This is a genomic window from Campylobacter devanensis, assembly GCF_002139915.1.
In the GTDB taxonomy this organism is placed as follows: Bacteria; Campylobacterota; Campylobacteria; order Campylobacterales; family Campylobacteraceae; genus Campylobacter; species Campylobacter devanensis.
Map to the genome: position 1 here is coordinate 1,504,631 of NZ_CP018788.1, position 12,587 is coordinate 1,517,217.

At 33.8% G+C, this 12,587-nt stretch carries 12 protein-coding genes; 2 read left to right on the top strand and 10 right to left on the bottom strand.

Annotated elements, in window-relative coordinates; genetic code table 11:
• Positions 1 to 12: 12 nt before the first annotated feature.
• The 5 genes from CIGN_RS07585 to CIGN_RS07595 form a co-directional block, all read right to left on the bottom strand.
• Positions 13 to 681: a hypothetical protein gene (locus CIGN_RS07585; protein WP_086303099.1), complete on the bottom strand. Its 669-nt coding sequence runs from the start codon at positions 679 to 681 to the stop codon at positions 13 to 15.
• 127 nt (positions 682 to 808) lie between these two features.
• On the bottom strand, positions 809 to 1,135 hold the full coding sequence (locus tag CIGN_RS07590) for a hypothetical protein (RefSeq protein WP_202819622.1): 327 nt from the start codon (positions 1,133 to 1,135) through the stop codon (positions 809 to 811).
• Between the two features lie 486 nt (positions 1,136 to 1,621).
• Entirely contained in the window at positions 1,622 to 1,795 is a 174-nt protein-coding gene (locus CIGN_RS08230) for a hypothetical protein (protein WP_181892538.1), read from the bottom strand.
• A 124-nt stretch (positions 1,796 to 1,919) separates the two neighbouring features.
• Positions 1,920 to 2,069: a hypothetical protein gene (locus CIGN_RS08235; RefSeq protein ID WP_187692240.1), complete on the bottom strand. Its 150-nt coding sequence runs from the start codon at positions 2,067 to 2,069 to the stop codon at positions 1,920 to 1,922.
• Positions 2,070 to 2,087: 18 nt separating this feature from the next.
• Positions 2,088 to 6,056: a S8 family peptidase gene (locus CIGN_RS07595; protein WP_086303103.1), complete on the bottom strand. Its 3,969-nt coding sequence runs from the start codon at positions 6,054 to 6,056 to the stop codon at positions 2,088 to 2,090.
• A gap of 208 nt (positions 6,057 to 6,264) precedes the next feature.
• On the opposite strand from CIGN_RS07595, the gene CIGN_RS08240 reads away from it, so the two are divergent.
• Together CIGN_RS08240 and CIGN_RS07600 are read left to right on the top strand one after the other, a co-directional pair.
• Positions 6,265 to 6,426 (top strand): hypothetical protein, encoded by a 162-nt coding sequence (locus tag CIGN_RS08240; protein WP_181892539.1) that lies wholly within the window; start codon positions 6,265 to 6,267, stop codon positions 6,424 to 6,426.
• Positions 6,426 to 6,800, top strand: a complete 375-nt coding sequence (locus CIGN_RS07600; RefSeq protein WP_086303105.1) for a type II toxin-antitoxin system death-on-curing family toxin — start codon at positions 6,426 to 6,428, stop codon at positions 6,798 to 6,800. Before CIGN_RS08240 ends, CIGN_RS07600 begins: the two co-directional genes overlap by 1 nt.
• 194 nt (positions 6,801 to 6,994) lie before the next feature.
• Here the strand turns inward: CIGN_RS07600 and CIGN_RS07605 are convergent, their stop codons facing one another.
• The 5 genes from CIGN_RS07605 to CIGN_RS07625 all read right to left on the bottom strand — a co-directional run bounded on the left by CIGN_RS07605 (position 6,995) and on the right by CIGN_RS07625 (position 12,503).
• Complete coding sequence (locus CIGN_RS07605; RefSeq protein ID WP_086303107.1) at positions 6,995 to 7,630, bottom strand: protein-L-isoaspartate(D-aspartate) O-methyltransferase; 636 nt, start codon at positions 7,628 to 7,630, stop codon at positions 6,995 to 6,997.
• Complete coding sequence (locus tag CIGN_RS07610) at positions 7,623 to 8,285, bottom strand: carbon-nitrogen hydrolase family protein (RefSeq protein ID WP_086280661.1); 663 nt, start codon at positions 8,283 to 8,285, stop codon at positions 7,623 to 7,625. The genes CIGN_RS07605 and CIGN_RS07610 overlap by 8 nt, the downstream gene beginning before the upstream one ends.
• Complete coding sequence (locus tag CIGN_RS07615; protein WP_086241553.1) at positions 8,275 to 9,297, bottom strand: ribonucleotide-diphosphate reductase subunit beta; 1,023 nt, start codon at positions 9,295 to 9,297, stop codon at positions 8,275 to 8,277. Before CIGN_RS07615 ends, CIGN_RS07610 begins: the two co-directional genes overlap by 11 nt.
• Positions 9,298 to 9,324: 27 nt before the next feature.
• A complete protein-coding gene (locus tag CIGN_RS07620; RefSeq protein ID WP_236844756.1) occupies positions 9,325 to 10,728 on the bottom strand; it encodes a nicotinate phosphoribosyltransferase in 1,404 nt (467 codons plus the stop codon).
• Between the two features lie 200 nt (positions 10,729 to 10,928).
• Complete coding sequence (locus CIGN_RS07625) at positions 10,929 to 12,503, bottom strand: flagellin B (RefSeq protein WP_086302783.1); 1,575 nt, start codon at positions 12,501 to 12,503, stop codon at positions 10,929 to 10,931.
• Positions 12,504 to 12,587 lie beyond the last annotated feature (84 nt).

Consider the following 12,587-nt stretch of genomic DNA (forward strand, 5'->3'; position numbering starts at 1 on the left):
GAAATTTAAATATCACAACTCTTTTATAGTATCAATAAGCTCATCTACTAATAAAGAGCCTTCAATTTTACTATTTTCAAACACCATGAAATAAAAATATTTATCTCCAGCTTTATCAGCCCACTTTGAGCCTAATTTGAGTTTTATTCTACTATCATCATTTGTTCTATCATCGCCTTTTACTTCTACCATTATAATATTTTCATTTTCAGTACAAATTATAAAATCTGGGTAATGATTGATAAAAGTATTTATGCAAAATCTAGGTTTCATATCTTTATTTCTATGCCACCATTTTATGTTATTTAGTGATACGATTTCGGTTAAAAGCCTATTTTCTAGTGAGTTTAAATTATCTATTTCTTCTTCATATAGGGATTTATCACGCAAAGAGCTTAGTTTAGAAGCTTGTATTATTGGCTGAAAGCTAAAGGTATTTTCTATTTTAATATTGCCTTTATTTAGCAAATCATAAAATACTTTTTCTCTATATTCACTTTTTAGCTCTTTAATTTTATTTTTTATTTTTATTGTGTATGCGTCTATTTCATCTAATAATTTTGCTTTTCTTTCATCGCTTAGATTATTTACTATACGCTCTATATAGTTTTTTAAATCATTTTCGTTTAAAGCATTATCATTTCTAAGCTCATAAATAAAACTAGCGTTTAAATTTTTCAAGCATCCATAATAAATTGATTGGATTTGTAATTTTTTGGCACTAAGTTCTTAGCTATACTCTTAAACACAGCAAACCTTTGAATATACTTTTAGTGTATTTATTTGGATGATAAGCGCTTAAATTAGTCTATTTTAATTTTTCAACTATTACTTTAGACTCCATAGTTACACTTTTAAGAACCACTCTATGTAGCTTTCCTACTTTATCTGGTGTTGTACTCCAAGCTCTTTCATCGTTGTGATCATTTAGATTTACATTTTTTTCTAAGATACCATAACCTAATTTTATTATATCAACTGTAAACCCCGGATTATGGCTGAATGAGTAATACATTCTCCTAGCATTTTCATATTGTTCAGAGTCACCTAAAAGCGTATAGCCTAAAACCACAGTAGATAGATAATATAGTAATTTACCTATTCTATTACCTCGCAAATCTCTATCGACTTCCACGGCGCTAACTTCATAAACATTCTTATAACCTATTCTTTTAATTTTATCTGTAGGTATTAATCTTATCATAGCGACAGGACTATACCTATCCTTAGTTCCATTTGGGTTAGCTTTAGTTGGATAATCTTCGGGGACTATTCTAGATAAGATATGAAATGACTCCCTTTTATAAAAGTAAAATTCTTCACCATTATAAAATACTTTATGAACAAAGGGTGATTTGTCGAATGTATATTCAATTGAAGTTAAACTATGCTTATTGACATACTTTAAATTTCCAAAATCATAATCAGCTGATTTAGCAATTGCTTGCTCTTTTATAAAATCGGAAAAGCTTATTTGTCCTCCTTTATATGATTATATCATATACCTTAAAACAACTTAAAATATCATTAATTTTCAAACTCTTAAGAGCTTGTATCTATATTACCAGCTCTTAACCTATCTTTGATTTCTTGATACTTTTAGCTCCATTTTTACACCTTTTTAATATCTCTTGGAATTTTTTTTGAAAGTTATATTGTATTTCATCATAGTCTCATCACTAAGCACACATACATCAGCATAAATCACATAACTACTAGCCTTTTTTAAATTTACTAAATACTCAAAATCTAGTGTAGTTACTTCATCTTTTTTGTAGATAAAATAATAAGCCACTCCATTGCACTCACCTAAAAAATCGCTATCATTTTGTTCATATTTTTCTTTTGTCTCACTAAAATATATATATATTCTTTTATTTTTTCACTGCTTATGCTTTCATTTATATTTCCATTTTCTTCTAGTAGTCTTCTCCAAGCTCATCAAAATAGCGATAAATTATATTTTTATATAGATCAGCGGATATTAAATTTCGTTTTCTAGGCTTAAAGGCCGGTAGCGATAAATTTTTATAATTTATCGCTAAATTTCTCCACTTATTGCTTTTCATAAAATTATAATTTCACTCTTAAAATCTAATCCCTGCCCTAATAGCAGTATTTATACTATGTGTATCTTTGGTTATCTCGCTTGAGACTAAAAAGTTTATAAATTTATTACCCTTTTCGATATTAGCATCAGCACCAAAATAGACACTATCGGTATTTAGCTTAGTTGTTTGTGTCCAAAGATTATTTTTAGCATCTACAAAATACTCTGTACTACTAAAACTATCACTATTTAATCGCCTTGTATAAAAGGCAAAGCCATTTAAAGTAGCAAAAAGATTGTTTTGGGTAGCGATATTGTAAGCTATATTGCCACCTAGACTTAAATTTAAGCTATTTATAGATATATCTTTATACCCCTTAGCCAATATACCGCCACTCTCTTCAAATCCATCTTGCTTAGTATATATATAATTTAGCATAGATATCGGCGTCCAAGTAAAGCTATCATTTATCTCAAAATCTTTTGATAGACCAAGCCCAGTTGAGACAAAATAGCTATTATAATCGGCTTTTAGCTCATCACTTGAGGTTAGGATATAACGACTCGTATCATTAAATCCCATACCGACATCCACGCTAGCTATTAAATTAAAATCGCCAAAATCTTTTAAACCAGCTAAACCCACAGATATTAACTTGCTTGTAATATCTGAGAATCCATAATCCCCTTTTTGGTGAGAATAGTTCAAAAACGCACCCAATTTCACATCATCGCTTACCCATTTGTTGGTACCTAAATTCACAGAATATGTATCGATATTATAGTTATCGCCTTTAAAATATGAGTATGAAACCCTACTGAAAATCTCGCTTTTACTCAAAGCTGCGTTATAACTCTCTAAGATATCATAGACCATACTATCAGTCATATCGCTATTTATAAGAGCTAATTTCGAATTCTTAGCTATAGTAGCGACCTTTGTAGCGCCACTTTGAAGAGTTGCAAATGGCAATGTTTGTTGGCCTAAAGTTCTACCTGTGAAGGTCGCAGCTTCTCCTGCGGATCTTGAGATATCTTTTGAATTTACACTTGATAGAATTTCTTTTTTACGATTATTGCTTGTTGTATCTAATTCTCCAAAGAATTGTTGATATTTTGGGCTTAAATTCGCTGAATTTCTAATCTGTATCAATGACTTAGATACTGCCAAGTTTGTCGCTTGTGAGGAGTTTGTAGGTTTATAGGCATCTTCTTTTATTTCTACTATTATGGTGTTGCTATTTCCAGAATTGTTGTTTTGGTTACCGGATTGGTTTCCAGAATTGTTAGTGTTTTCATTATTTTGGTTGCCAGAATTGTTGGTGTTTTCATTATTTTGGTTACCGGATTGATTTCCAGAATTGTTGTTTTGATTTCCAGATTGGTTACCGGATTGATTTCCAGATTGATTTCCAGATTGATTTCCAGAATTGTTGGTATTTTCATTATTTTGGTTACCGGATTGATTTCCAGAATTGTTATTTTGGTTACCAGATTGGTTGCCGGAATTATTGTTTTGGTTGCCAGATTGGTTACCGGAATTATTGTTTTGGTTGCCAGAATTATTGTTTTGGTTGCCAGATTGGTTACCGGATTGATTTCCAGATTGGTTGCCAGAATTGTTATTTTGGTTACCGGAATTGTTGGTATTTTCACTTGATATTATTGTATTATTGTCTTTTAGTTTAAAATTTAAAGTGCTTGTACCTAGGACTGAGATATTAGTAAATTTATCTAGATTTCCATTCTCACTAAGCTTATCAAAATCAATTTTAATCTCTTGCCCAGTTTTGAAAAACTCCCCACTAAGCGGGATATAAACCAAATTTCCGCCCTTGATATCATAGTTTGTAGCGATGATATCTGAGTTTGCTTGGTTATTAAAATTTATGTGTAGGCTTGCGTTTTGATTTTGGGTATATGTGCCATTTATATTTAAAACGCCGATTTGACCCGCTCCACCAGGCATCACAATACCGCTTTCATTGATGAGATTTTTGGCTATGGTTCCAGTTCCGCTTATCAAACCACGATTTCTAGCAAAAATATCACCATTTGTTAATTTGCCAATTATTCTAGCCTCACCGCCATTTATAGCATATAGATTTTTATTAGCGTTAGTTTCGCCTGATATTATGATTTGACCACCATTATCAGCATAGAGAGCTGAATTCTCCGCTGTTACTCTATCAAATTCTAAAATCCCGCCACGAGCTATCGTAGGGCCAGAATAATTTAGAGTATTTTGGCTAAATTTCAAAGTCCCATCGCCAGTTTTTATAAATCCAGCTTGTAAAGTGGATAAATTCGCATTTACTCTATCATCACTTTTAAGGGAGTTTGTAGCGTCACTTAGATGGTATTTATCATCCCATTTTATCTCATCTATATTATTTGTGAATGTGCCATTTAGCCCATTTGTATTGATGGTGTAAAATCCATAATATTTATTATCAAAGCTCTCTATATTACTAGGATTTAGGCGATTTATATTTAGCGCTGCTAAGCCTTTTAAGGCTTTTTGAGCGTCTAAAATACCACTACCGATGAAATCTTCTTTGCTTAGTTTCATCACTGCTACCGAATTTGCTTTAAGACCGTTACTCACATCGGCATCGCTTTTTAATAGATTTTTTATGATATATTCTGCTATGCTTTCATCATTTTGGCTTGATTTAAATCCAGCTGCTACTAAATCTTTTTTGACTTGTTCCCAGTCTATACCGCTACCATTTGTTGGTACATCTTTATCGATATAAAAAATGCTATAAAATTCAGCCGAGCCAGTTTTGCCGACATTTTTGGTTACTACTAAATTTGGAGTCTCTACATTTTTATTAGCCGTAGTTAGCAAGATATCGCCGATTTGTGAGCCATTTAAAAATGGAAACTTCTGCTCTACCAAAGCTGCCACCCCACTCACAAGCGGCGCAGCAAAGCTAGTCCCAGAATCTGTGATAGTGGTGGTTAGGTCTGTTTGTTCTTTATACCCATTATTAGCATCATAATATGTATAGCCATATCTACCATTAGCTGTTACTATGTTTTGAGCCGGCGCCATAATACCATAAAGCGAGGCTGATCCAGCAAAAAAATTGCTATAAGTATAGATCCCTTGCTTATTAATTAGCTCATTTAGGATTACCTTGCTTTTATCGCCTGTGCCTTGGCTCCATTTATCGGCTGCGGCTTTCCACTCATCATCAGTGATTCCACCGATTGTTATCTTGTCATTTTGGATAGTGATTTTATCAGCGTTCAAGCCCCCAACAGCCAAAAGCCCACGATAGCTCTCATCATAGCTTGGCAAAACAGAATTCGCCCTAGGTGAGCTAAAACCATCATTTCCTACGCCAACGATATTTAATATCCCTTGCTCTTTAGATAGTTCAGCTAAGGCTTGAGCCCTTTGCAAACTTATATCACTTTGTGTGAGCTTTTGGAATTCATCGTAGCTTATAGCGCTGCCATTTTGGCTATTTGGGGCTATAGCCTCTAGGCCATTGCCCCATTTGCGATTTATAAGAGCAAATCCATTGCTAACATAGCTATGATTTATCACCTTTACGTCACTATCTATCATCTTTTGGATATCGGCTTTTATATCGCCTGTGTATAATGGGCTTGGATTTAGATATGCTAGGCCATAAAATGTCGCACCATTTGCCACGCCCATTAGATCACTGCTATTACCCACTATGAGAGATGATACTTGAGTGCCATGAAGCATAGTAATCTTATCACCACCAGCGAAGCGATCTGGGTCTATGCTGTTATTTATCTCGCCTATTAATTTATCTTTTATTATCGGATTATTTGTGTTAAATACGCTATCTACAACGCCAATTACTATGCTACTGCCATCTATATTTGGATTTTCTACTTTGGCATTATGGAGATTTATAACGCTATAAACCTTATCATTAGCCTGCGCTAGGGAATTTGTAGCTGATAATAAAACAGAAGCACAAACTAATGATAGCGTGATTTTTGAGATTTTTTTCACAAATTTTCCTTAAAAATATGATAAATAATTTTGTCTAATAATTAAAATTATTACTTTTTATCACTTTAAATTCGCTTAAATTCATTTAAATTACATTAAAAATTATAAATTTTAAACCACTATAGCTCAAATATCCATAATATAATTTCCATTTAAGTAATTTTATAATATTGAAAATATATAATAATCAAACTAATAAGGAGATAAAATGAATAATGTAAATAATACCAAAAAAAATATTGAGAAAAAAAATAAAGAAACATCTCGTATGATTACTCGTGAAGAGTTTGAAAAAACTAGACAATATGGATTAGAAAAACTAAAAGACCCAGAAATTAGAGCTGTATTTATGCGTTTAAAAGATAAATAATGTATTATTTTGATTTGCGATGTGCTATTGATTTTCACGATGATATAATTCGTGAAATAGGTGGTTTAGGAGGATATAATAAAACTCAAATAGGATACCTAAATTCAGTATTAGAGCAGATACAAAATGATGATTATTATCCAACTTTTTTTGATAAAATGACTCATATAATTTTTTCTTGTGTAAAATTTCATCCTTTTTTAGATGGCAACAAAAGAGCTGCAATTTATCTTGGTTGTCATTTTGCTAAAGTAAATGGCTTAGATTGCCCAAATCGATATTATACCAAAATGGAACATGTAGTTGTTAAGATTGCCAAAGATTACATATCAAAAGATGATTTAAAAGATATTCTTTTTGTAATTCTCGCTTAAAAATCTCCTAAACAAAGAAATAAACAATGAAATCAAAAGAAGGGCTTTTAGAGCAGATTATCCCCTTTTGATTATCATAATATCACTATTTTTAACATTAAAAGTATATTTTTCTCTAGCGTGTGATAAGGTGGATTGTATCTTAAAACCTCATCTTTTCCTACCCAGTTTAAAGTTGGCATATTACTCCTTTTTTATCTCTGTTCTGTTCCATCAAGCAATGGGACAAATACACACTCATCTAAAATTTGGCTAATGATTTGGCCATTTGATTTTTTGTATTGTGTGATATATTGTTTATTATCCTTAGCTACTGGTGCGACTAAAATTCCATCATCTTTAAGCTGGCTAAATAGCCTATCAGGCACACTTTGGCAAAAACAACTAAGTATAATCCTATCATAAGGCGCATAGCTTCGCCAACCTAAATTCCCATCATCAAATCGTATAAATACATTATTTATCCCTAAATTTTTCATCAAAGATTTAGCCGAATTTGCCAACGCCTCGATCCTCTCCACACTAAAAACACGCCTTGCTATCTTAGCCAAAATCGCCGCTTGATATCCGCTACCGCAGCCAATTTCTAGTATATTATCGCAATTTTCGGCCTCTAGTGCCATTGTCATCTTAGCTACAGTTAGCGGTGAACTAATCCACTGATTTGAACCAATTGGATGCGCATCAAGCTTAAAAGCATTGATAGATACCGGCACAAAAGGCGTCCTAGGCGTACTGCTAAAGGCCTTATAAACCAAGGGGCTAAGTTCTACTAAATTTGCTATCTCATCGCTCATTTTTTGACATTTTGCTGCTTCTAAACTATTCATCATCTATCCATTTTCTAAATTTTTTAATCAAATTAATATCAAATTTAGCCACATCTGCCTTGCTACCATCAGGGGCAAAAACTGCACTAAATTTCAAATCCACATCGCTACACGCTAAAGTGTAACAACGATTTTGCAGAGCCAAAGCCTTGCATAAAGTCTCATAATGCTCACGCCTGCTTTGCCCCCACATTGCTGGTACTAGTATAACATCAGCGCCACGCAATCTACTCCAAAGATCTATAAATCTAAGCTCAAAACAGATCAAAACGCCAACTTTTATCCCTGCTATTTCTCGTATGGAAATCTCATCTAAACTTCCAAATTTAAAAATTTTATCCTCGCCATTTGGCTTAAATAATTTATATTTTCTTTGTTTAAACTCAAGCCCATTTGAACCTAAAAGCCTAAACTCATTATACCCATCAAACTCGCAGCTATATCCTAGATATGCACCACTTTTTAAAAAATTGGCTAAATTTTCATCCAAATCCAGCCAAAACATCCTATCAAGTCTCTCATAACCGCTAACACACAGCTCGCCACAAAGCGCTAAATCCCCACTTTTAAGCGAACTAGCAAATTCGCAAAGCTCGCTAGCTCTACGAACTGCTCCTAAAGAGCTTAAAACTTGCGTTTTAAGATTAGAAATCATCAAAGCTTAGGCTACCTTTGCTATAATTTGTAACCTTGCTTTCAAAGAAATTTGATTTTTGGTCATTAAATTTAGCAAAATCATCAACCCATTTTATCGGATGAGTTACATTATATAGCTTTTTAAGCCCAATTGATGTAAGCCTATCATCAACTAAATACTTTATATATTGCTCGATTATATCATCTGTAAAGCCCATTATTTGATTTTGAGTAATATATTTACCCCATTCAATCTCTAAAGCTCCAGCCTTTTGAAACATATCATAAATTTTAGCCTCAATTTGTGGAGTAAATAGATCTGGACGCTCCTTGCGAACTGAGTTTATCATATTTTGAAATAATAACAAATGAGTTATCTCATCTCTTTGGATAAATCTTATCATTTGAGCGCTTCCAAGCATCTTTCCAGCCCTTGCTAGCGCATAAATCGCTGTAAATCCACTATAGAAATATACCCCTTCTAGAATTTGATTTGCCACCATAGCTAGAAGCAGTTTCTCATCAGTTACCTCTCCGGCTAACTCTTCATATACGCTTGAGATATAATCATTTTTACGCCTTAGGACATCATCATGCTTTTCCATCTCATATATTAAATCAGTATTATCACAAATCGCCTCTACCATTACAGCATAGCTTTTTGAGTGATTTGCCTCTTCATAAGCTTGACGGGCTAGAACAGCATTTATCTCAGGAGCAGTTATATATGGGTTTATATTATCGGCTAGATTGTTTGTCTGAAAACTATCCATTGAGATAAGCTGGCTCCACACTAAATCATACATACGCTTTTCAGCCGCTGTGAGATTACAAGCATAGTCACGCACATCATCAGTAGTATCAACCTCTTTTGGAAACCAAGTATTTGCCTCCATAAGATCCCAAAGTTTAAGCGCCCAAGTATATTTGGCCTTTGTGAAATTCAAAATTCCATGCGGATTGCCATTAAAAATTTTACGCTCACCTAGCGTCTCATTTGATGCTGGATTATATATCTTTTTTCTATGCATTTTCTATCCTTTATCTAAATTTATAAATTAATCATACTCCTTAGCCCTAGCCCTGATATCATCAAAGCTAAATTTGCGTAAAATTTCACCATCTTTAAATACCTTAGTTAGCCAATTTTGCCTACCATTTAACTCATCAAATCTTATAGTTTTATATAGGTCATTCTCTTTAATGAGTGCTAAGCGACCTGATTTTGAGCGTTTTTTGGGATCTGTAACTGGATCTTTATATACATCTCTCCACTTTATCCCATCGCTACTTACGGCATTTACCTTCATAGCAAACCTTAGAGTATCTCTATTTAAGTGTTGAAGCAACGCCCCACCCATACCAAAGACAATATTATCGCTACTAATTTTTCTAAATTTAAGCTCATTTAAGATATCTTCTATACTTTGCGGATTTATCCCATCGCCATATATAAGCCTTATATGATCTGGCAAGACCTTATAACCTTTGGAATTTACGCTATATCCTGCTAGGCTCATCATCTTCTCTATACACTCACTAGCCATTGTCACAGGATTGCCACTATCTGGGCGAAGCACCACCTTGCCGCCTAGCTTTTTAACCTTATCAAAGAGTTTGCCCCATAAATCAATAGCATTTAAGGTATCATAGCTATCAATCACACAAGCAAAAATCCCATCGCCGTAGCTTTGTACCATATTCTCATAAGCTTGAAATTCCCCATCCTTGCCCCATGAAGTCATCGTGCTATGCTCGCTAGCTGGTATGCTAAATGCCGCCATATCCGCACCATAATATTTTTTCGCAAATAGCGCGCCTGTGATGGTATCAGAGCCTTTGAAATTCACCATATGAGCGCTCCCACCAATCCCAGCACTCTCAAAGCTACTAACACCCCTAGCACCAAAATCATGTAAGGCAAAATCGATATTTTCAGGTGTTCCGCTCTCTTTTAAAAAGTGTAAGATATTTTGCTTACAAAAGTAGCTATTAGTCGCTACGGCCACAGGATACCAAATTGAGCGCAAAATCGCCGTCTCAAAATACCCTACAAGCCACGCTAAATTCGGATCTGTATTTTTAATCTGTAAAAGGACATTTTCAGTTTGTATAATGCTACCTTCGGCCACCGCCTCTATCTCTAAAGGCAAAACCCCACCATGATGCTCTACTATATATTTCCAGCCATCTTTATTACATTTCATCCCATGTGCTTTGATAAACTCATCAGCCTCATCTATATCATCGTAGCTTATCTTTTGACTTAGATACTCCATCAAAAATATCTGTAATCCATAAAATAACAAGCGATTCCACCGCCCACCACGAGACTCAATATATGAGCTTATAAATTTAATATCTTTTGGGTATTGCAAATAGTGTGAAATTTTATAACTATCGGTATTTAGTATCGGATTCATATCTGCCTCTTTTGTGAAATTTGGCTTGTATTTTATCAAATTTATTTAAATTCTGTTTGATATTAAAGAAATTGATATAATTTTTCTTGATTTTTTGATTGATTTGATTACATAGGACTTATACTAACAAGCCATAGTAATTTATATGCTCTACTATAAAATCTCTAGTATATATCATAAACCCTCGCAATGACTAAGCATTGCGAGTAAATTTAAGCTATTAAAGATTTAAATTTAAGCTACTGTAGTAGTCTTAATATATTTTGTTGTACAGCATTTGCCTGACTCATAGCGTAGCTTCCGCTTTGGGCTAGTATGTTAAATTTAGAGAAGTTTGCACTCTCACTAGCAAAGTCTACATCTCTTATTTGAGATTCAGCTGATTTTACATTTACTTGGGTAACTGTAATATTATTTATAGTAGCTACTAATTGATTTTGTACTGAACCTAGGTCAGCTCTTAGCTTGTCTAGAGTTTTTCTAGCTGCTTCAGCTACATCAACCATAGCTTGAGCACCACCATAAGTATTTACGCCACCGGCTTGGTCTACTTCTTGACCGGCATTAGATGCGTTACCATTAAAAAATCCCATTGCTTTAGCCATTGTAGCACTAATTGTACCAGAGTTCATATATTTAAGATTTACCGATGTTTGATTATATGCCTTGCTAGCGTTAGCCGCATTAGATATTGCAGCATTGCCACTAAATACATGAGAAGCGATTAATGACATATTTTGTAGGCCTATTTTGATATCTCTAGCATCTTGGCGAATGAAAGTTAATTGACCTAAATATGTAATACCTTTTTCTGAAAAATTACCTTTCACGCCTCCAGCTATTGTAAAACTATTAACAGAATGTGTGTCTACATTGATAGCTCTACCATCTTTAGCAGCTAAAACTAAGCGACCATTTTCTAGACTTGCTTCTACTCCAGTCTCATCTTTTTTAGCGTTAATTGCAGCGATTAGAGCATTGTCAGAATCATTAGCTTTTACAGTAATATTTCCGATTGTTACGCCATTAATTGTTAAATCTTGTATTGTACCAGCACCAACAGCTTCTGACATAATCTGAGTATTATTAACTTTAACTTTTACACCAGTTTTATCTGAAACGCCATTCATCATATCAGCTACAGCTTTATAGCCATCTTTTGCTAATACTGTACCAGCAATTGCTTGAAATTCATAACCGTTAGGATATCCATCAACACCACTAAGTTTTACTGTTAGGGTTTGAGCTGATAAAGTAGAGACAGTAGATACAACAGTATTAAAAACAGTCTCAAACCTAGTATGTCCAATTGTATTTGAGTTTGTAGCACCTATGCTTACTTTAGCTGTTTCATTACTATAAGCACCAATTTGGAAGTTTTTGTTTGAAAAATTTCCATTTAGTAGCTGTTGGCCATTAAAGCTTGTAGTAGTAGCTATCATATCTAGTTCTTCAAGAAGTCTGCTAATATCATTTTGAAGTGCTCTTCTAGAATCAGCATTTTGACCATCTTGTGCTGCTTGAACAGCTTTGGTTTTAATAGTATCAAGTATTTTAATCTGTTCATCCATAGCTTTATCTGCAGTTTGAACAATACCAATTGCATCATTACCATTAGATATAGCTTGACCTAATGAGCTAGCTTGGCTTTTTAGTGAATCAGCAATAACAAGACCTGATGCATCATCAGCTGCTGTTTGAATTCTAAGACCTGAGCTTAGGCGACCAAGTGAGCTAGTAAGCTCTCTATCTGTGATTTGTGAGTTTGCGTGAGCATTCATCGCTGCGATGTTAGTATTTATTCTAAAGCTCATAACTTTTCCTTTGTGTTAATATTTCCCTATAAAACTTAAATCCATTTAGGGTGTGTTTTTATTATATCGAACCAAATATTAAAA